The sequence below is a fragment of the uncultured Sphingosinicella sp. genome (assembly GCF_963974575.1).
Taxonomy (GTDB): domain Bacteria; phylum Pseudomonadota; class Alphaproteobacteria; order Sphingomonadales; family Sphingomonadaceae; genus Sphingosinicella.
In genome coordinates, this window is sequence record NZ_CAXBBQ010000001.1 from 561259 (window position 1) to 581829 (window position 20571).

Sequence of the window (20571 nt, forward strand, 5' to 3'; positions counted from 1 at the left end):
CAGCGGGTTGCAGGACCGGCACGGCCGGACCAAAGGCAAAGCGACCCGCACACACCGCGCGGGAGCCGGTCAAACCATGCCGATCTCCTTCACTTGCGCGGGTGTTCTTCAGAAATCACGCTCGGCGCGAATCTCCACGCCATTCAGGATGGTTGAAAACTGCTCGAAGGAAAGGCGATGCGTTTTACCGGTTTTACGAAGCGACAGGCAGAGAGGTGCGGGGATTATCGTGCCCCGCCGGGCTCCCACCGCTAGAACAAGCTCCGTCGATATCGCTTTGGTCAAGGCCGGAAGCAGATCAGTCGGCTGATCGCATATAAGTCGCGATATGGCGTCAGCTCCATGCAATTATACAAGGCGGCAAGAATCCGCTTTACCCGCGCGAAACGCGCGAATGGAGCCGATCACGCTCGCCCCCATTGCCATGCGTGCTTCAAGGGTGGAGCTGCCGATATGGGGCGTCATGAGCAGGTTCGGTAGGTCGAAATAGCCGGGCGCGATATCGGGCTCTCCCGCGAATACGTCGAGCGCGGCGCCCTGGATGCGCCCGCTGTCGAGCGCCGCGATAAGATCGGCGTCGACCACGAGATCACCGCGCGCGATGTTGACGAGAAGCATCGAGGGTTTCGCCCGCGCAAGCGACACGGCGTTAACAAAGCCGCGCGTGTGCGGTGTCGATGGCGCCGCAAGGAGGAGAATGTCGGCCCTTGCCATCAAGTCGAGCGGATCGGGTACGAAGCAGGCATCGGACGTTTCGACCAGGAGGCGGTTCGTATAGGCAATGTGCATGCCGAAGGCGCGTGCCCGCCTCGCGACGGCGCCGCCGATTTCACCCATGCCATAGATGCCGAGCGTCCGACCGGCGAGCTCGACGCCCAGAAGTTGGTGCGGCGTCCACCCGGTCCACGTGCGACTACGGATCAGGTCTATGCTCTCTGTCGCACGGCGTGCCGCGCCGAGGATCAGGAACATTGCGGCGTCGGCGACTGCGTTGATCAGCGTACCCGGCGTATTCGAGACCGCCAATCCCCGCTCGCGCGCGGCATCGAGGTCGATATGATCGGTGCCGACCGAGTAGCTCGCGATCATCCGCAGCGAGGGCGGAAGTGCGCGGATTGCGGCGGCGTCGAGCGGCGAACAGCCCAATCCCGTCACGATGGCGTCTAACCGCTCGCCCGCAGCATGCAACTGCGCCAGTTGATCGAGCGCGTTGCCGGCTTCGGCCATGATCAAGCGGAACGCGGTCCGAAATTGCGCTTCGACGGGGTCTGGTAGCGGGAGGCAACAGAAGACGGCCGGGTCCTTCACGGCGTGCTCGACCCGATCGGCGGCAGCAGTATGCTGAGCAGGCCGGGCTCGAGCTTTCCGCCCAACGCTGCATAGGCTTCATGCGCCGCCGCCCCGTCGATCTCGCAATCGGACGATCCCCAGAACGCAATCGCGGCCTCCAGCGTGGGTGGCAGCGCACAGGCCGCTTCGAAGCCGCGCCGGAAAGCATCGGCGTCCCAGTCACCCGCCCGGTCGCGAACGGCGGAGAGGCCGTCGCGCAGGTGGTCAATCGGCAACGTGCCCGGCATTGCGAGAGAAACACGATAGGCACCGGCCAACAGCACGCCGCATGCATAAGACAAAGTTTGCGCATCCAGATTGGCGCGCTCATCCGCATCGACCGGAGGTCTGTGACGCAGCCAATTCCCAACGAAGTCCGCAAGTTCGTTCACGTCAACGACGTTGTCGGGCAAGTGCCACTGATTTGAAGCGACCATTATCGCCGCACCGTGGTTTCGCCAGCCCCGGCCCTGTGTGCGCCACCCGAACATGTGCCCACCGGCATGATCAAAGGACTCCCATTCCGTCCCGTGATCGTTGATTCGCCAGACAAGTCCTTGCACATTGCCGGGGTCAACGGTTTGGGGCGACAGCATGTCTCGCGCGATCTGAGGCGCGAACAGCCGATAACCGTCCAGCTCACCATCGTTCAGCATCGCGAGTAGCAATCTGAGATGGTCGGCCGGCCGCTGCAAGGCGGCGCCCGCCGGATATTCGCTGATATACAGGGGCAAGGTCGGCACATCGGCGGCGCCCATGCGGGAATAGCCCTGACCGGTGAGCGACCAGATGTCCGAGCGTACATAGTCAGGGTGCTGCGCCGGTGGATACTGGCTGAGCTTCATGCCGAGCGGGTCCATTACATGACGCTGGACGAAGCCTGAAAAGTCGAGGCCTTCAGTATTGGCGGTCTGCACGATGAGGCCGAGGGTGGCGATACCGAGATTGGAGTACATCCACTGGGCGCCGACCGGAGCGATCCAACGCTTCATGGTCCCACCCATCAGCGGCGACCATTCCCGGCTGAACTCGGCCTCGACTGTCTCGGCCAAATCCACGGACGGCTGCCAGGAACACGCACCATCGACGCTGAGTCCGGCCCGATGCACCATCAGGTCACGGACCGTAATATCCCGCTCACCGAGCGGATTATTGACCTTAAACGGCAAATGGCGGTTGATCGGATCATCCAGGTTGATCACACCGCGATCGACCAAGATCATGATTGCGGTCGCCGTGTAGGTTTTTCCAAGCGAGCCTGAGCGGTAGACGCTGTCACACATCATTTTCCGGTCGGCGGCAATGTCTGTCAGGCCATATCCCGCTTCCCAGATCATGCGACCTTTGTCGGCGAGCGCAATCTGCAGACCGGGTGTCTGATGCTTGCGCATCACGATAGGGATGTAGGTCTTGAGCGCGTCGATCAGCCGGAGACCGGCCAGATCAGTCGTGTGAATTCGTTCCTCGTTCATCGTGCAACTCCCCTAACTCAAAGAATATGGCACTCGCAGCCGATGTAATTCATCGCAAAGAGTCATCATTCGGCATCGCTGCGCACCGTGCGGGCCGCGAAGCAAAGGCAAACGATCGCCGGGATCAGGCTGCTCGTCATCAGGATGATCGCGTAGCGCAGCGACACCACGCCGACTGCCGGCGCCAGGAAGTCGCTGATCGCGCCCGTGGCAAGCGGCCCGATCGTCATGCCGATGGCGTGGAGCGACGCCATCACGATCGCCGAAGCCAGCGCCCGACGTTGCGAGCCGCAGATATGCTGGACCGCGCTATAAAGCACGGGAATCGCAGCCATCAACAGCGTGGCGAGAACGAAAAACAGAATGAAGACGTGCACGAGCGAGGTCACGGCGAAAGCGGCCATCGCCACCGGGCAGGCCAACGTCATGCCTGCAGCGGGCAACCAGACCAGCCATCGCTCGTCGCGCTGCGCAAGCTTGTCGCCGATGTGCCCGCCCCCGATCGTCCCAACGATCGTGCCCAGGGCGGTCGCCAGCGCGAACACGGCGCCGCCCTGAACAAGATCCATCTCGAGTACGCGCACCAGGTAGGTCGGTGCGAAGATCATCGGACCGGCGGTGAACAGCGAATAACAGGTCAGGCCGGCGAGGAGGAATACGAACGAACGCTTGCGGAACAGCACCCGAACCTCGTCCATCATGCCGTCGCCGCCAGCCTTTCCCGCCTTGAGCGCATGCCGGGCCGGCTCCTTCAGAACGATGGCGGCCAACAGTCCGATCGGCAGCGACAGCCCGGCCATCAGCAGAAAAGCGACCCGCCAACCGTAGAGCTGCGCGATCCACGCGCCGCCGACCATCGCGATGAGCGGTCCTGCCGTGGCGGCCATGTTGAGAATGCCGAAGGCGCGGCTGCGCTGGCCAGGCGGAAAATAGTCAGCGATCAGCGCATGGCTAGGCGGCACAGCGCCGCCTTCACCCGCCCCCACGCCCATGCGTGCGAAGAAGAGAAAGGTCAGGGTGGGCGCAACGCCGCACAGGCCAGTCATCACGCTCCACAGCGCCAGTGCTACGATCAGCAGCCATTTGCGATTGCCGCGGTCCGCCGCTCTGCCAAACGGAATGCTGAGCGCGGCGTAGCAGATCGCGAAGGGGGCGCCGCTCAGCAGCCCGAGCATGCGATCCGACATCTCGAACTCGCGGCGGATGGATTCCAGAAGGATCTGGAGGATGCTGCGATCGATGAAGCTGACGGTGGAGACAAGGAACAGAACGGCCAACATCGTCCAGCGCCGCGCCGGCGAGAAGCCGTTCCAGGGCATCCCGGGCGGCGGGAGATCGCTTCGCATCATCGTTTGCCATCCGATTCCAGCGCGAAGAGCAGGCTGCGACTGATCATGCCGGGCAGGACGCTGGTGTGGGTTGCGCCTTCGAAGGTTGTAAGCATGCAAACCAGCCCCGCATTGCGCAGTGCGATTGCAAAATCCTGCGCGGCATCGACCATCCTGGCGTTGGCCACAAGCGTTTGCATGGCGGCCAGGTCCGTGCCGGGCGGCATCATCGCCGGCAGCCTGTCCGGCGCATCCTGTTCCTTCGAGCCGACGCTGACGAACACTGTCGGGCGGGTGTTCGATCCCGCCAGTTTGGCGGGCAAATCCTTGAGGCCGGCGAGTATGGCAAAACCATCCCACCACAGAGACGGACTGCTGATCAGGAACGTCGCAAAGGCATCCGGCCGCGTGAGCAGCGCATAGCTGACGAACAGGCCGCCAAGCGAATGGCCAAGCAGAATGTTGCCGGTGAGCGAGGCCTGCGGGCAGCGTCGAGCGATCGCGGGTGCAAGCTCGTCGAGGATGACGGAAAGGAAGCGCTCAGCACCGCCCCGATCATTGCCGATCATGTGCGCCAGTGCCTTGACTTCGGCGGCATGAGCGGTGTGAAGCGGCGGCGTGAAATCCTTCGTCCTCAGCTTCGCCATCGTCATGAGGTCGCTGCCATATCCGATACCGACGACGATCACCGGTTCGATCGTCCCGGAGACCGACGCACTTTCGACGATTTCCGCCGCCATCCCCATCGCCATGTCGGCATCCAGCACGAACAGCACCCGCGCAGTGCCGGCGGCTTCAGCGAGGCCGGTGGGTAGGAACACGCTGATCGAATAGCTGGTGCCGCCTTCACCCGATGCGGTGAATGCAAAGCGTTCGATGCGTTCGATAGTGCTGGTTCCCACTGAGATACTCCAAGGATCGGGGTAATCGCGCCCCCGCAATCAGGTGTTTAGCGCGCGGTACACGATCTCTTGCGAGACGAGTTCGTTCGCATGCGGGTCGGGACGGATGCGCCGCCGGTTGGACATGCCGACGAACAGCAGGTCGTTTTCAGGATCGATCCAGAACCAGGTGCTGTATGCGCCGCCCCATTCATAGGTGCCGCGTCCCACCGGGCGGCCAGCCTTTTCGGGGTCGATGCAGACCAGCCCGTTGAGACCATGACCGTTACCGTTGCCGACGACATAATGGGCTGCGCCGTATGTATTCTTGAGCAGCGCATCCGGGAGATGATTGGTAAGCATGAGGTCGACCGTCGCGGGCAGCAGGATCCGTGTCTCGCCCAGCGTTCCGCGGTTGAGCAGCATGCGTGCAAAGCGTGCGAAATCGAGGGCGGTCGACCTGAACGAGGTGCCGCCCATCGGAAAGATCGCTTCCATCCGCTCCATGGGATCGGTCGTGATCGGCCGCATCTTTCCAGTCTCCGCGTCGACGATGTGGCTACGCGCGAGGCGGCGCGATCGCTCATAGCCCAGGTCGAAACAGGTATCGTGCATCTCAAGCGGATCGAAGATGCGCCGCTTGAGGAACAGGTCGAAACGCTCGCCGGTGATGCGCTCGGCAATTTCGGCCTGAAGATCGGTCGCATTGCCATATTCCCACGCTGTCCCCGGATCATAGCCGAGCGGCATCTCGGCATAGCGGCCGATCAGCTCGGTGAGCGATCGTGCATTGTCCCAACCGATCTTTTGAAACGCAGCAATGATCTCCTCCTTGGTCGAGCCCATGGTGAACCCGGCCGTATGAAGGAAGATGTCGAGCATGCTCGGTTCGCGGCTCGCCATTCCGCCGGGCTGCCTGGCTATATCCCGGAATTCGGGGAGGTGAGTGGAGATAGGGTCGTCGAACCGCCACTTGCCCTCTTCGTATAGCAGCAGCAGACCCACGGTCGTGAACGGCTTGCTCATCGAATACAGATTGAAGATGGTGTCGTGCATCAGCGGCGCGCGCGTTTCCAGATCGGCGAAGCCGGTGACGTGACTGAAGACGAGCTTGTCGCCGCGAGCCAGCAGGGCGACCATTCCCGGATACGTGCCGTTTGCCACCAGCGTGTCGAAATAGAGGCTCAGTTCGTACAGCCCGCTTGCCGAAAACCCGACGTCGCCAGCGACCCCCGGCGTGAATCTGAATCCGCTCATTTTAGATCGTCCTCCCGCGACGGCTGTGCGAACAGGAATGCGCGTGCCTGCTTGCTTGTCTCCGCTCGCGCTTCACGCGGTTTTCCCGGCCATATCGATCCAGCGGTCGAGCAGGGCGACACCAAAGCCGGTCGGACCTGGACCGCTACGCGACGAGGGGCGCGTCGCCCATGCCGTTCCAGCGATATCCAAGTGCGCCCAGCGGCATCCTGCGGTAAACTTCTCGATGAACTTTGCGCCCGCGACCGGTCCCCTGGCCCCCAGGCCGAACAGCCCCGGGGTGCCGAGATTGGCGACATCCGCGGCTATGGATTCGACCAGATAATCCTGCGCTGGAACCAACGGTAGCCGCCACACCGCCTCCCCGGTTTCCCCGCCGGCACGGATAAGCTCGTCCGCGAGCGCGTCATCTGCTGTAAAAAGGCCCGCAAAATCCTCGTGCAACACACTGGTGACCGCGCCGGTCAGCGTCGCGACATCGATGACCGTAGCAGGGAGATACCGAGATATCGCATAGGCGATGCCGTCGGCCAAAACGATGCGTCCCTCCGCATCAGTATCCAGTACTTCGATCGTCAGGCCGGCCAGCGAGGTGATCACATCACCGGGACGATAACCCTTCCCGTCGATCAGATTCTCGGCCATCGGCACGACGGCGACGACGTTCATGGCCGCCTTGCGCCGCGCGAGCCGCTCGATCGCGCCCAGCACGGCCGCGCCGCCTGCCATGTCCAGCTTCATCATGTTGATAACCGGCGGTACCTTAAGGTTCAGGCCCCCGGCGTCGAACGTCAAACCCTTGCCGACCAGCGCCACATCCCATTCCGGGCGGTCCGGTGTACCGCGCCATTCCGCGAGAGTGAGGCGCGGTGGATTGTCGCTGCCGGACGCGACGGCGAGAAGTCCGCGCGCACCGATTTCGCTGAGAGCCTCCGGCCCGAGCTGGTGCACTGTGATGCCGAGCGGTGTGAGGGCGGCCTCCGCTTCATCCGCGAAAACTGCCGGTGTAAGCAGATTGGCGGGCTGGTTGACCCAGGCCCGAGCGCGATTGACCGGATCAGCACGCTGGCGTGCGTGCTCGACCAACACCAGGTCCTCTGCCGCGACCAGCAGCAGGTGATCGCGATCTTCAAAGTGGCGGGTGTTGCGTCCGCGATCGGGGCTGAAACCGTGGAGGAGCACACCCTCGATCAGGCTGGTGAAGTGCTCGCCGATGTCAAGATCGGTTGCGGCAGGAAGGCGTGCGGCGGGCAGGCCGAGCGCACGCAGCGCCGCGACAATATGGCCCCCGGTCTCGCGCCAGCGACCCTTGGCGGTGTCATCCGCCACGGCGACGACAACGATACGCGCAGATATATCCTCCTGCCCGATCAGGTCGAGCCAGCATCCCGGCTGCGCCGCAAACCCGACCGCGCGAAGCGTCGCAGACACGCGTTCCGCGATGGCCGCTGGTGCACGAACTCGCCGCGCACTTGCAAGGACCAGCAAGGGCGCTTGCGCCCGGCCTGCCTCTATGTTGACACTGGTCCAGCTGGTCATGACAACTCCGCGACGCGATGACGGGAAAGATGAGCGATGTCGGCTGCAGTGATGTCGCGAACACGGGTACGGCCCATCAGCGCCATGTCGCGCTCGATCTCGGCACGGAATATCGCCAGAACCCTCTCAACGCCGGCCTCGCCGCCTGCCGCCAATCCGTAAAGATAGGGGCGGCCGATCGAGCAGCCATCCGCACCCAGAGCAATCGCCTTCAGCACATGCGTGCCGCGCCTTACGCCGCCGTCAACGATGAGTTGTGCGCGGTTCTGAATGGAATTTCTGATCGCTGGCAGATAATCAATCGGGGCACCCGTGCCATCGAGCTGGCGTCCCCCGTGATTGGAGACCATGATCGCGTCCGCGCCGCATTCGACTGCCTGCAGGCAGTCGGCGGGGCTCGATGCGCCTTTTACCACCAGCTTGCCGCCCCATTGAGCGCGCAGCCATTCCAGGTCCCGCCACGTCGCCGACCGGTCGAACTGCTTGTTGACATAGTCGATCACGCTGGTGCCGCTACGCCCGATCTCATCGACATAGCCCACAACGTTGGCGAGCTGAAAGGCGCGGTTGCGCAACGTGCCCAGCAACCAGCGGGGGTGTGCGGCAAAGCTCATCATGCTGCCCAGGGTGAAGCGGGGCGGCATCACCATCCCGCTACGAAGGTCGCGCTCACGATTTCCCGCGACCGTCGTGTCGGTGGTCAGGCACAACGCGCCGTAGCCGTACGCCGCCGCGCGCTCGAGCAGCGCCTTGGTCAGCCCGCGGTCGCGGAAGAAATAGAGCTGAAAGTACCGCATCGCCCCGGTCTCGGCCACCGCCTCAATCGACGTGGTCGCCATCGTCGAAAGGCCGTAGGGCAGTTGCGCCCGTTTCGCGGCGCGAGCGACCGCACTTTCGCCTGCGGCATGAAAGAGTTGCGACATGCCTGTTGGTGAAAGCATCAGCGGGAGCGCCGAAGGGAAGCCGATAAGCTCGGTGCCGGGATCAACCGCGCTGACATCGACCAGTATATGCTGCGCCAGCAGCCAGTCGTCGAAAGCTGCAGAATTACGGCGCATCGTCGTCTCGTCGTCCGCGCCGCCCTGCATGTAGTTGCGCAATGGAAGCGGTAGCGCGCGATCCGCCAGCCGTCCCATGTCCGCAATATTATATGCCCGCGCGAGGCGTTCCCCGCCTAACATGATCCGGCCTCCGGTACGCCCCCGGGAAGATCAGCCCACGACATCGGTATATACCCGGGAGAAATTGCCGCCCAGCACCAGGCCGATGTCGTCATGGCTGTAACCGGCCACCAGCATGCACTCGACCAGCTCGACGATTATCTGCGGCGATGCGAAAGCGAAGGCCGGCCGCTGATAGTTGCTGTCGTAGCGGTCGCCTGAAGTCTCGACGATGCGGTGAAGGATATCCGAAATCGACGTGTCGACATAGTCGAGGCCGAGACCGACATGCCTGATCCCGGCCTTATCGGCGATATGATCGACCTGCCGGAACAGCAGTTCGGCCGTTACCTCGTCCCCGCCCTCGGTCAGGAACATACCGACGCCGTTGATGCCGATCACACCGCCGGTGGCGGCGCAGGAGACGATCTGGGCATCGCTGATATTGCGCGGGTGGGGCAGCAATGCCGAGGGGTTGGAATGCGAGTAGACGACCGGCGCAGCGCTGGCCTCGGCCGCCTCCAGCGCGCTACGCTCGCCGGTGTGGGTCAGGTCGACGAGAACTCTTGCCTTGTTCATTGCCTCTACCAGCCGCCGCCCGAATTTCGAGAGGCCGGCATTTTCAGGTTCCATGCAGCCGTCGGCGGCGGGATTCCGGTCGTTATATGCGAGCAGCATTACGGTCACGCCGAGCGTTCGATAGGCTTCCACCATGGCCAGGTCGCCCATCAGCATGGCAGTACCCTGAAACGCCAGCGACACGGCGAGCCGACCTTCCCTGCCCGCTTGACTGACCTCTGTCGACGAGGCGGCGAGCATATATCTGTCCTTGCCGTCCGCCAGCATCGCGCGCAACGCGGCGATCTGACGGACGGTAAAGTCGATCGATGGATAGTGATCGAGCCCGGCGGTCAGGGAAATCCAGCCGACCCCCGCATCACGATATTGATCGAGCAAGTGGAACAGGCCCCGCCGACCCCCCAGATACCCTTCCAGAGGCGTCGCGGGCACCGTGAAATCGACAACCAGATTGGCTGCGATCAGATCAGCGGCACGTACTTTCTGCAATGTATCTGGCACTGCCTTCCTCTCTTGGAATATCGTCAGAAGGCAACGCGAAGGCGTGCACCGATCGTGCGCGGCGTGCCGATGATGACACCGCCGCCAGAAGCAGGAACGTTGGCGCCGTATTCCGGAATTTCGTTTAGCACGTTGAGTGCAAAGATATCGAAGCCGAAGCGATCGAAATCGAGGCCCGCAGTAAGGTTAAGGCGCGAGTTGTCCTTCAGGTTGCGCCATCCCGTGCCAAGCGAGGCGCCTACACCGGGCGCGACCAGCGGATCGGGGGACTGGTTGTCGGTGAACGCGAAATCGGCGCGAAGATTGAGATCGACATTGTCGGACAGTGCGGTGCCATAAGCCGCAAATGTCGAAAATGTGAGCGGCGGCGAGTTGGGCAGCTCCTGCCCGACCAGCAACTGCGACGTCGCCGAAGCTTTGGTAAGCTTGGAATTGACGTAAGCAACGCTGACGCCCAGATCGAGGCCCTGCGTCGGAGTCACGGCCACGCTCGTGTCGAAGCCGTAGATGCGTGCCTGCCCCTGGTTGCTGATGTATCCAAAGCGGCTGCCTCCAACAACGACCACGTTGGCGTCGAGCAGCTGGATATCCTGCCAATCCGTATAGAAGCCGGCTGCATTGATCGTGACTCGACCGTCCAGAAAACTACCCTTTACACCCAGCTCATAGTTGTTGACGGTGTCCGGCCGGAACAGCGGGGGTATGGTGGGCGCAATCCCTGAATTGAGGTTGGGCCCGCCCGAGCGGAAGCCCTGGCTGAAGGTAAAGTAGGTCAGTATCCGCGGATTGATTCGATAGGACAAACCCGCCTTGAAGATCAGGTCATCGACACTGGCCTTGACAAAAGAGGTGTTGTTGATCGCCGACAATGGCGCGGATGCGACCAGCACCTGCGTATAACTAGTCTTCTCCTTAAACCAGCGCGCGCCGCCCGTCAGGTCCAGGCCAGGCAGAAGCTCGAACGATGCCTCGCCATAGAAGGCGAGCTGGTTGAATCCTTCGTTCGGCACATCCCGATACAGGATGAAGGGCGACCGGCTGACGGGGCAGGGGCGCGTTATCCCGGCGTCCGAGGTGCCGAGCACCGCAGCGCCACCGGGCACGTCCAGCTCACCGCAGATCGACTGGTCACGCTCGCGATAGAAACCGCCGACAATCCAGTCGAAGCGATTGTCGCCTTGCGAAACCAGGCGCAACTCCTGCACGAAGCCCGTTTGCTTGATCTGGCTTGGCAAAGTCTCCTGCGGAAAGCCCAGGAACTGGAAACGAGGCCGATGGAGACGGTTGATCTTGTTGTAGGAAGAGGCCGATACGAGATCAGCGAATCCGAGATTCGCTTCGACCGTCAAGGCATAGAGCTGGAACAGCTGATCGGTCGAGCGATCCTCGCCTAGATTTTGCCGCAGCCCCCCAAGAGCCGGGTTGATGTCGTTGAAATCGTCGAGTCGGTTATCATCACGCAGGTACATGAGCTCAGCGCTGACGTCGCTTCCCAGCTTTGCACCAAGAACCGCGCGAACCGACCAATGCTCCGAGGAATTCACATTCTTCTCGCCGACCGCGACATTATCGATGAACCCGCCCGAGCGGCGCCACGACCCCACGACTCTCAGCGCGGCAGCCTCGGAAATGATCGGCACGTTGATGAGGCCGCGCACCATCCATTCGTCGCCGCCGGACTTGATCGTCGCGCCCGACGCTTCACCGCGCGCCTCGAAATCCAGAAAATTCGGGCTGTTGGTAATAAGGCGGACCACTCCGCTCATCGCCCCTTCCCCGAACAACGTGCCCTGCGGCCCCTTGAGCACTTCCACGCGAGCAAGGTCGTAGATAGCCAAATCAGGTGCTGAACCCGCCCCAGAGATTGGGATTTCGTTCAGATAAATACCGACGGCTTCCACCGAATCGGCGGTGCCGTATTCCGAGCCGGTCAGGTTAGCGACGCCGCGAATACCGATTCGCGTCTGTCCGCCGCCGACATCCGTCAAGCCGATGCCGGGCTGGTTCGCGAGATAATCTGCAAAGCCTCTCGCCCCCTGGCGGTCGAGCAACTCCCCTGACAATACGCTTATGCTGGCAGGCACATCGAGAACCCCGGTTTCGCGGCGTGTCGCTGTGACAACGATCTCCTCGCCCACAAAATCAGCTGATGTTGCTGTGTCCTGTGCCTGCGCGGGCGTGACCGCCAGCCCCAGGGCGGTTGCTGCAAGCAATGCGGCGACTGCCCCCCGGACCTGCGTGCGCAAACTCAAATGCACCTGAACAAACATATGCCCCTCCTTTTATTTTCTATCTGCCTCCCGGCGCACCGACGCAGCCTTGGAGCAAATGTAGGAGGCGTTGGATCAGCAGGTCTCATGCCACCCGCAGGCCGCGCATGGATTCGTATGTTTTTGATGGCTGCCGCCATTGTGCTTCAATCGCGGTCGCGACATGTCGAACGCAGTCGCTTGCCATGATGGCGTGAGAAGGAGCAGAGTACGCGACTATGAGCGAGTTGTTGGCCGTTGCCGAACGCCTGCCCGGGATCGAGGGACGTGCAATCCTGAGTCGCTCCGACTTTGCGGAGCGGATCGCGATCAACACGCCGCTGGCAAGGGGCGAGGTTGAACTGATCCGATCGTCGCTCGACCTGCTCGTTCAGATCAATAACGTGGTGCTCAAGCCGCCGTTCCGGACGATCATCCCCTGTTCCGACCGTCTGTATCTAAGACTTCCCGTCAGCGGCATCATGAATGTCGCGATGTCGGACGGCCAGTCGATCCAGATCGATCAGGAGGTCGTCCTACACGATTTCACGCAGAACGGCGAAATGTTCTGCTGGTCGCATGACCAGGAATATTATTATCGCAGCATTGTGGTGGAGATCAGCCGATCATACTTCACCGCGCTGATGCAGGACTGCGGCTGTACCGACCTGATCCAGGCCGGGAAGGCCGGGTTCTGCATTTCTGCGCCGTTGACGGTGTTTCCCGCGTCGATGCGGAGAGCGATGAACGAGATGCTGATATGCGACATGTCCGGCAGGCTGCGCGCGAATACGCTGTCGGCTCTGGCCGAACAGATCGTCTGCACTTTCTTCGCGCAGCTGACGGAATCCGCGCGCGAAGAACAGTCGGCCGCCAAACTGACGGGCAAGCAGATCAATCGCCTCAACGCAGTGCGACAGAGCATCGTCGACGATCCGGTGCACGTTCCGTCGCTGGAAGCGCTGGCACGGGCCGTTGGCACCAACCGTTCCGATCTCGCGAGCGGCTTCAGACATCTTTACGGGACCAGCATCCACGCCTTTGCGCGCGAAATGCGGTTGGAGCTCGCTCATCGTCTCCTGATGGAGACCGATCGCTCGATCCTCGACATCTCTCTTGAGGTCGGCTTCGCCTTTCCGGGAAATTTTGCGCCGGCGTTCAAGGCACGCTTCGGCATCAGTCCGAGCGATTTCCGTAGGACGCTCCCAGACAGGTATCGCAACTAGAGACGCCCGAAGAGCAAGGCTCAGCGCCCTCCCCGACGTGTTACCTCCTCCCCACCATATAGGGCGCCGCGTCGATCGCCGGCTTCGCACCGGTCATAAGATCAGCCAGCAGCCGGGCCGAGCCGGCGGCGAGAGTCCAGCCGAGATGGCCATGACCGCTGTTGACCCACAGGCCCGGAATGCGCGTCGATCCGATATACGGGCGTCCGTCCGCCGACACTGGACGCAGTCCTGCCCAAGCTTTTCCCGTTGCCAAGGTATCGTCAGTCGCGATCTGAGGATAGATCGCTTTCATGAAGTTGGTCAGGTTTTCGACCCTCTTCTTGTCCATACTCAGACTGTTTCCCGCGAACTCCGCCGTGCCGGCGACACGAAGACGCGTGCCGAGGGGCGTGATAACTGCGTGGTAGGCATCGTCGACCAGTGGAACGGTCGGCAGCGACCTCGCGCTGATCGGAGTGTAGGTCATCGAATAACCCTTCACAGGCTTGATCGCGAGGTCCGCCAGCCGGGATACGATAGCCGGGCTGGCAGCGCCCGTGGCGACCACGATATTCTCGGCCGGCAACAGTTCGTTGCCGATACGCACCCCGATCGCCTTGCCCCCGTGTACCTCGATGGACCGTACAGTCCGGTTGAAATGAAACACCCCGCCCAACCGCGTAATAGCCGCGGCGGCCGCCCGGCAGAACAAGTACGCGTCCCCGGACATATCCCGAGAATACTGTATCGCGCCGGCCAGTTGCCCTTCGATAGCCGCCAGGCACGGTTCGACCGCAACGGCACCGCGAGCGTCCATCACGCGCGTCGTCAGTCCGTGTTCGTTCAGCAGGGCCGTGGCCTTCGAAAGCTCGTCGAGCGCGCGCGCCGACCTGAAGATCTTGAGCGTGCCGCGCTCGCGCGCCTCATAGTTCAGGCCGAATGTCTCGGTCATGTCCCGAAGAACGGTCAGCGAATAGGTTCCAAGCGCGATGTTGGCGAGCGTCGCACGGCGATACTGGGATGCGCGGGCGTTCAGCAGAAAACGGGGCCCCCAGGAAAGCAGCGACGGAATTGCGCTCAGACGCAGCGACAACGCCGACGACGAACTCACCATATATTCAAGGAGATGGCGATGAATGCCCGGGGTGTTCCAGGGTTCGGCCATTGTCGGTGTGAGCAGCCCACCATTTGCGAAACTCGCGCCCAGCCCTTCATGCGCGGCTGAATCGAGAAGGACGACATGCTGCCCCCGTCGCAGCAACTCTAGGGCGGTGGTGAGGCCTACCACACCGCAGCCAATGATGAGATTGGTCAAGTCGATTTCCGTCACTCCAGTTCAGACAACAAGCTTTCGGAGGGGCGCAGGGAAACAGCTAGAACCAAAAGGACAGAGTCTGGAATACGATCGACACAATCGCCAGATAGGCTTCCATCGTACCCCGTTTCAATCTGAAAAATGCCATTTATCGTCGAATAGCTTCTAGAGCTTGCCAATGCCTTTCATGAGAAAGGTTGGATTGTTTTGCACAGCCCGGAGTTGCCACGGATGGAATTCATCGACGCTGAAATGGTGCGGTCCCGCTTGCCGATAGCGGGGTGTATCGATGCGATGGCCACGGCTATGACACTCGTCAGCAAGGGCGAACTGGCGATGCCGCCGCGGCTTATCATGCCCTTGGTCGATAACAGCGGATATTTCGGCCTGATGCCGAGCTCACTTGTTGAGCCGCGTATCTACGGCGCGAAGATCGTCAGCCTGCATCCCGCGAACCCGGCGGCAGGACGAGCGGCCATACAGGGTTTCGTCGCGCTGTTCGATCACGATAGCGGCACGCCCTTCGCCATCGTGGATGGCGGTGCGATCACAGCGTTGCGCACCGGCGCGGCAAGCGGTCTCGCGACGCGGACGCTCGCCCGGCCGGATGCAAACACGCTCGGATTGTTCGGATGCGGCGTCCAGGCCACCGCGCACCTTGAAGCGGTCTGCGCCGTACGTGACATCGCTGAAGTGCGTATCTGGGGCCGCTCGATGAGCAAGGCCGAAGCCTTCGCCGAGACACATGCCGACCGAACTGCGGCGCGGATCGTACCCGTCGACGATCCTCGCGTGGTGGCGGCGTGCGACATCCTGTGTACGACGACGGGCTCGCATGAACCTGTGCTGCTTGGCGATTGGGTGGGTCCCGGTACACATGTGAACCTGGTCGGTGCCCATGCGCCAACGACACGCGAGGCCGATACGCGACTTATTGCGGAAGGTCGCATCTATGTGGATTCGCTCGCCTCAGCTTTCGTCGAAGCCGGCGAGATTCTGATTCCGATAGATGAGGGCGCGATCGACCGCAGCCATGTCGTCGGCGAACTTGGCGCTGTGCTGATGCGGCAGATCCCGGGACGACAGAGTGACGATGAGATCACGATCTACAAGTCGCTCGGCATCGTCGCCCAGGATATCATCGCTGCACACGCCGTTTATCTGAATACAGCAGCTTCTGAGTCCCTAAGTGATTAGCTCGGCATCACAAGCGGCATAATCCGCCGCGTTTCCGACATAGGCGCGATGGCGACCGGCGAATGCTGAGCGCGAACAGCGCTCGGCGAGACGTCGAAAGCGTCTCGGAACATCCTGGAGAAATGCGACGCGTCGGCATAGCCGCACTCATATGCGATCTCGGCCATGCTCTTGCGGCTATGTTCCACGAGCCAAAGCGCGCGTTCGAGCCGGATTCGGCGATAGGTCTGCGCTGGCGATATAGCAAGCTGCGCGTGGAAAGCCCTTTCGAGCTTCTTTATATTCGTGCCCAGCGTTCTAGCGATCTCGCCGACGGGCATGACCGGGCTGATATTCTGCTGCATGATCAACAATGCACGTCGAACCAGTGGATCCTGCACCGGCACGCTGAGGTCGAGCGCCGTGCGGGCTTGCGGATGATTGGCCGAACGCGCCTCGTCGAACAACAGCAGGGATACGGTCTTCAACGCACGATCCCGGCCACAATGCCGTTGAATGAGATGGATCGCCAAGTCACTCGCGCTGGCCCCGCCCGGGCAGGTGATACGAGGGCCATCAATGACGAACAGGCGGTCGGGTTCGATCGTCAGCGCAGGAAACTCGGCCTGGAATTCGCTGACATGGAACTGATGAATGCAGCATCGTCGTCCTTCCATCAGGCCCGCGCGCGCCAACAGGAAGCTGCCTGTGCACGCGCCAACCAGCGGCACACCCTTGGCGCCGGCGTCTCGGACATAGTCGATTATCGCGGGGTCAACGCGATCCTGTGCTTCAAGCAGCCCCCCGATCACGACCACATAGTCAAAATTCTCGGGCGTCTGGAGCTTCGACGTCGGCTGAACCGAAAGTCCGGAGCTGGATCGAATGAGCGCAGACCCTGGCGACATGATTTCCCAGCTGCAATAGCGATTTCGACTGTGATCGATGTCGTCGCCCGCGATCCGCAACGCCTCGATGAAGCCCGTCAAAGCCATCAACGTGAAATCTGGAAGCAACACGAAACCAATGCGTAGCTGAAGCGCGGGGGTTAAAGATGCCCCTGCATTCTTGCAGTCAAACATGCCTGGTTCCCAACGAAGTTTGCTGCCGTTCCGATCATGTCGCCATGCTTCCAGAACTTGTCCGCCCTATTCTATATCTTACCGAGACATGCGTCCACATCGGCGACACGATCGCCAGTCTGCGCGCGAAGCATCAGCAGCCAGGGCCGGGGCATCAACATGCGGAGCTTTTTTGTATGTCACACACGCGACCGGCCGGAATTGAGACGGGTGCGCATTTCCCATCCTATAACTTTTCCCCCGGCCATCACGTTACACGGTTGCTGCGTGACGTGCTCTCGCCCATGCGGGACGGAACGATGCTGGCGATGGACATACTCCGTCCGGTTGAGGAAGACCGCTATCCCGTCATTCTGGTGCGCACCCCTTATGACAAGGTGAGGTTCTTCGCCTCGCCGATGCGCCGGCCTTTCCTCGATCGGATGGCTGCGCGGGGCTATGTCGTGGCCGTGCAGGATTGCCGCGGCCGTTTCAATTCCGACGGCGCGTTCGACCCCTATCGACAGGAACATGACGACGGCTTCGACACGATAGAATGGATCGCAAAGCAGGCATGGTGTGACGGTAACGTCGGGATGATCGGCAGGTCCTATGAAGGCCAGACGCAGTGGTTCGCCGCCGCAAAGGCCCCGCCTGCGCTCAAGGCCATCGTGCCATTCTGCTCGCCGCCGGGGAATGCCTTTGCAAACGAGCCGATCTGGGGTGGCGCGATGACGCTGGCGTCGGCGGAATGGGCCTTCGCACTCGGCAGGCGGACCTTCCAATTGCCCGATCTCAACACGCTGCTCGAGAAGGAACACCCTTATTTCGAGGCATCGCCGCTGTCCACGATGGGTGAAGCCGCGGGCACCTACAGCCCGTTCTGGGAAGAATGGCTGCGTCATCCGCTGATGGACGAGTTCTGGCAGAGTTGCGGTTACGATCAGTATCACCCCTCCATGACGGTTCCCGCTCTGAACGTCACAGGTTGGTGGGATCTGAACTTTTCCGGCGCGATCGACAACTTCGTCGAAATGCGAAGAAAAGGCGCTGGCCAGCGTGCCAGACAAGGCCAACGCCTTGTCATTGGCCCATGGCCGCACTGGCCCAATATCTGGCAATCGCGCAACGACGTCGACTTCGGCGAAGACGCTTTGGTCGATCTCGATGGCTATACTGCGCGTTTTCTCGATTTTTGGCTAAGAGGCGACACGGGGAACGGCCTGGACGAGGAGGCTGCTGTTCATATCTTCGTCCTAGGTGCGAACGAATGGTGGTCTGCCAATGAATGGCCGCTACCAGGCACGGAGTTCCAGGCACTTTACCTCGACAGCAATGGCGCCGCCAACACGCATGACGGCGACGGATGTCTGCGGTTTGACCTACCCGAAAGCCCGGGACATGATAGCTACATCTCGGACCCCTCCGACCCGATTCGAACCGTCTTCAACATGCATGACGGGCCCGTCGATGACAGGGTCGTAACCGGGCGCCCGGACATTCTGTGCTATACGACCGATGCCTTTACGGAGCTGACGGACATTGTGGGACCGGTTGAACTCGACCTCTACGCGTCCTCGAGCGCGCCCGACTGCGACTGGCATGTCAGACTTGTAGATGTGCACCCGGATGGGTGCGCGCGTTTTCTTTCTCGCGGAGTTCTGCGGGCTCGGTTTCGAAGCGGCTTTGACAGCCTCAACTTCCCGGAGCCCAACCGCATTCACAACTATAAGATTGATTTAGGTGCCGTAGGGATAAGACTTCTTCCGGGACATCGGCTGCGGGTTGAAATTTGCTCAAGCTGGTTCAATCGGTTCGACGTCAACGCTCAAACCGGCGCAGACAACTGGATGACATCAACGCTGACACCAATCAGCGCAACGCAGCGAATCTATCATACCCCGCACGAGGCCTCGCGGATCATACTTCCGTTCATAAGGCCAACACTGTCGAGTTGAACCTCCGGTCCGAATGGCTGGATGGATAGAAATCTCAGCTCCCTGACCTGCTATCACGCTGCTTTGGATGATCAGAACAATAGTGCGAGCCAGCAGATCATCCACCGCCCGTGGATTCGCAGAATAGCAGCGTTCTATCATTGGACGGAAGTGTCGTGCAGCGCGGGAGCCAGTCAGACCGACTTCATCCGACCGAAGGACGGATGGCTTTTCTCCTTCGTGAACTTGCCTCGAACGACGTTCGCCCTGCGCAACTTGTCGAGATGATCCGACCAATATTGCATCATGCGGACACGCTCGGCCCAATGCGCCCCGCGCAGGTAAGCACGCCGGACATCGTTGTTTTCGACGTGCGCCAGTTGACGTTCCGTGAATTTCCGGGAGTTGTTTTCCAAGGCGATAGCCTACACGCCCTGACAGCCGATTTGCGTGGGGCGGCTGGCGAAACCGAATCCGATGAGAAGGCCGTCCTGCTTCAGGACATAATTGAGCGCCTTGCCAGCATCCAGAAACACTATGAGGCAGTACTGCAGCGCGAGAGAATTCCCACACCCTACGCGCAAACAGGCAGAAACTAGCCGTCTCACGGTACCGATTTAGGCAGTGGCTTTATGCTATTTTGCCGCCGCTTCGAGCTCAGCAATCCGCTCGCTGCAAACGGTATGGACGACGCGGCCAAGTTCCTCGACCTGCGCGCCGAGCCAATCAAGCTCTTCCTCGCTGATGCGGTAGTGCTTCGAGTAGCGGGCCTTGACGTAGGCCTCCTTCAGCTTCTCGAAGAGGGTGCGCTCATTCTTCGTATCACGCGGCCAGACGTGGAAAAGGCGCCGGTCCAGCCGCTCGGCCTGCGTGCGCAGAAAGCCCAGATTGTGGACGTGGGGTGTATAGAACGTGCACACCAAGAGCACGCAATGGTAAAGGCTTTCGGTGGCCTGATGATAGAGGAATGCCGCCTCTTTGGGATAGCCGCGAGCTACCGCTTCCCTAGCCAGATCGAATTTGCGAAGGCCTGCCGGTAGCCACTCCTCGAAGTATTCCTTCGCCATGGCGAGCGCCTGTTTGGGCGTCTTGGGCTTGGGCGTATGGAACGGTGCGTCGTCGCTCTGGTAGAGCGCGATGCCGTCCTTCGCGACGTCCATGAAGAAATACCGGCCATGCGCCAGGCCGTCGTTAACCTCCTGGAGCGTGTGCACGATGAAGTTGACCGGGGTCTTCAACGTCTTGGTAATGCCGTACTCCCGCATCAGCTGATCCTCGGCCTTCTCCCAGTAGGGGATACGGTCGGTGAGACGCTTGTCGTTGACGACGACGAGCAGGTCGAAGTCGGACTTGTAGCCCTTGGCGGTGTGCGGTTCGTCGACCCAGCCGCCCCTCGCGTAGCTGCCGTAGAGCACGACCTTGAGGATGCGGCCCTTCTTCTTCCATGCCTGCGTCGCGAGCGCGGTGGCTTCCTCGAACCCCGCAAACAGCACCTCAAGCACGCGTTCCAGCTCGCGCTGCTTGGCGGGCGGCAGATGATCAAGGTCGGTGCGCATAGGGGACTTTCCTAGCAACTGGG

Annotated in this window: 15 protein-coding genes and 1 pseudogene; 3 read left to right on the forward strand and 13 right to left on the reverse strand. The window is 61.4% G+C overall.

What is annotated here, in order from left to right:
- Positions 1-348 precede the first annotated feature (348 nt).
- The 9 genes from AAC014_RS02760 to AAC014_RS02800 form a co-directional block, all read right to left on the reverse strand.
- Positions 349-1227: an NAD(P)-dependent oxidoreductase gene (locus tag AAC014_RS02760; RefSeq protein ID WP_339703981.1), complete on the reverse strand. Its 879-nt coding sequence runs from the start codon at positions 1225-1227 to the stop codon at positions 349-351.
- Between the two features lie 77 nt (positions 1228-1304).
- Positions 1305-2801, reverse strand: a complete 1497-nt coding sequence (locus AAC014_RS02765) for a serine hydrolase domain-containing protein (protein ID WP_339703823.1) — start codon at positions 2799-2801, stop codon at positions 1305-1307.
- A 65-nt stretch (positions 2802-2866) separates the two neighbouring features.
- On the reverse strand, positions 2867-4150 hold the full coding sequence (locus AAC014_RS02770; RefSeq protein ID WP_339703824.1) for an MFS transporter: 1284 nt from the start codon (positions 4148-4150) through the stop codon (positions 2867-2869).
- On the reverse strand, positions 4147-5031 hold the full coding sequence (locus AAC014_RS02775; protein ID WP_339703825.1) for an alpha/beta hydrolase-fold protein: 885 nt from the start codon (positions 5029-5031) through the stop codon (positions 4147-4149). Before AAC014_RS02775 ends, AAC014_RS02770 begins: the two co-directional genes overlap by 4 nt.
- Positions 5032-5070: 39 nt before the next feature.
- Positions 5071-6267, reverse strand: coding sequence for a serine hydrolase domain-containing protein (locus AAC014_RS02780; protein ID WP_339703826.1), 1197 nt, complete (start codon positions 6265-6267; stop codon positions 5071-5073).
- A 72-nt stretch (positions 6268-6339) separates the two neighbouring features.
- Positions 6340-7806, reverse strand: coding sequence for a leucyl aminopeptidase family protein (locus tag AAC014_RS02785; RefSeq protein ID WP_339703827.1), 1467 nt, complete (start codon positions 7804-7806; stop codon positions 6340-6342).
- Positions 7803-8942 carry an alpha-hydroxy acid oxidase gene (locus tag AAC014_RS02790; RefSeq protein WP_339703828.1) on the reverse strand — a complete coding sequence of 380 codons (1140 nt, stop codon included), beginning with the start codon at positions 8940-8942 and terminating at the stop codon, positions 7803-7805. Before AAC014_RS02790 ends, AAC014_RS02785 begins: the two co-directional genes overlap by 4 nt.
- A gap of 75 nt (positions 8943-9017) precedes the next feature.
- Positions 9018-10034: a membrane dipeptidase gene (locus AAC014_RS02795; protein WP_339703829.1), complete on the reverse strand. Its 1017-nt coding sequence runs from the start codon at positions 10032-10034 to the stop codon at positions 9018-9020.
- A 35-nt stretch (positions 10035-10069) separates the two neighbouring features.
- Complete coding sequence (locus tag AAC014_RS02800) at positions 10070-12316, reverse strand: TonB-dependent receptor (protein WP_339703830.1); 2247 nt, start codon at positions 12314-12316, stop codon at positions 10070-10072.
- A gap of 230 nt (positions 12317-12546) precedes the next feature.
- Here AAC014_RS02800 and AAC014_RS02805 point away from each other — a divergent pair, with 230 nt between their 5' ends.
- Complete coding sequence (locus AAC014_RS02805) at positions 12547-13521, forward strand: AraC family transcriptional regulator (protein ID WP_339703831.1); 975 nt, start codon at positions 12547-12549, stop codon at positions 13519-13521.
- 40 nt (positions 13522-13561) lie between these two features.
- Here AAC014_RS02805 and AAC014_RS02810 read toward each other — a convergent pair whose 3' ends face one another.
- Entirely contained in the window at positions 13562-14818 is a 1257-nt protein-coding gene (locus AAC014_RS02810; protein ID WP_339703832.1) for an FAD-dependent oxidoreductase, read from the reverse strand.
- 231 nt (positions 14819-15049) lie between these two features.
- On the opposite strand from AAC014_RS02810, the gene AAC014_RS02815 reads away from it, so the two are divergent.
- Positions 15050-16015, forward strand: coding sequence for an ornithine cyclodeaminase family protein (locus AAC014_RS02815; RefSeq protein WP_339703833.1), 966 nt, complete (start codon positions 15050-15052; stop codon positions 16013-16015).
- Here AAC014_RS02815 and AAC014_RS02820 read toward each other — a convergent pair.
- Complete coding sequence (locus tag AAC014_RS02820; protein ID WP_339703834.1) at positions 16012-17076, reverse strand: GlxA family transcriptional regulator; 1065 nt, start codon at positions 17074-17076, stop codon at positions 16012-16014. The genes AAC014_RS02815 and AAC014_RS02820 overlap by 4 nt on opposite strands.
- Positions 17077-17360: 284 nt before the next feature.
- Here AAC014_RS02820 and AAC014_RS02825 point away from each other — a divergent pair, with 284 nt between their 5' ends.
- Entirely contained in the window at positions 17361-19013 is a 1653-nt protein-coding gene (locus AAC014_RS02825; protein WP_339703982.1) for a CocE/NonD family hydrolase, read from the forward strand.
- Positions 19014-19186: 173 nt separating this feature from the next.
- Here the strand turns inward: AAC014_RS02825 and AAC014_RS02830 are convergent.
- Together AAC014_RS02830 and AAC014_RS02835 are read right to left on the reverse strand one after the other, a co-directional pair.
- Positions 19187-19381: pseudogene (locus AAC014_RS02830) on the reverse strand (hypothetical protein); the annotation flags it as partial.
- A 246-nt stretch (positions 19382-19627) separates the two neighbouring features.
- Positions 19628-20548 (reverse strand): HEPN domain-containing protein, encoded by a 921-nt coding sequence (locus AAC014_RS02835; protein WP_339703835.1) that lies wholly within the window; start codon positions 20546-20548, stop codon positions 19628-19630.
- Positions 20549-20571: the final 23 nt, after the last annotated feature.

What these genes read in the sequence shown, in the direction of transcription:
- AAC014_RS02760 (WP_339703981.1), bottom strand. Translation starts at nt 1,227, where the DNA reads ATGGCCGAAGCCGGCAACGCGCTCGATCAACTGGCGCAGTTGCATGCT.
- AAC014_RS02765 (WP_339703823.1), bottom strand. Translation starts at nt 2,801, where the DNA reads ATGAACGAGGAACGAATTCACACGACTGATCTGGCCGGTCTCCGGCTG.
- AAC014_RS02770 (WP_339703824.1), bottom strand. Translation starts at nt 4,150, where the DNA reads ATGATGCGAAGCGATCTCCCGCCGCCCGGGATGCCCTGGAACGGCTTC.
- AAC014_RS02780 (WP_339703826.1), bottom strand. Translation starts at nt 6,267, where the DNA reads ATGAGCGGATTCAGATTCACGCCGGGGGTCGCTGGCGACGTCGGGTTT.
- AAC014_RS02785 (WP_339703827.1), bottom strand. Translation starts at nt 7,806, where the DNA reads ATGACCAGCTGGACCAGTGTCAACATAGAGGCAGGCCGGGCGCAAGCG.
- AAC014_RS02790 (WP_339703828.1), bottom strand. Translation starts at nt 8,942, where the DNA reads ATGGGACGGCTGGCGGATCGCGCGCTACCGCTTCCATTGCGCAACTAC.
- AAC014_RS02800 (WP_339703830.1), bottom strand. Translation starts at nt 12,316, where the DNA reads ATGTTTGTTCAGGTGCATTTGAGTTTGCGCACGCAGGTCCGGGGGGCA.
- AAC014_RS02815 (WP_339703833.1), top strand. Translation starts at nt 15,050, where the DNA reads ATGGAATTCATCGACGCTGAAATGGTGCGGTCCCGCTTGCCGATAGCG.
- AAC014_RS02820 (WP_339703834.1), bottom strand. Translation starts at nt 17,076, where the DNA reads ATGTTTGACTGCAAGAATGCAGGGGCATCTTTAACCCCCGCGCTTCAG.
- AAC014_RS02825 (WP_339703982.1), top strand. Translation starts at nt 17,361, where the DNA reads ATGCGGGACGGAACGATGCTGGCGATGGACATACTCCGTCCGGTTGAG.
- AAC014_RS02835 (WP_339703835.1), bottom strand. Translation starts at nt 20,548, where the DNA reads ATGCGCACCGACCTTGATCATCTGCCGCCCGCCAAGCAGCGCGAGCTG.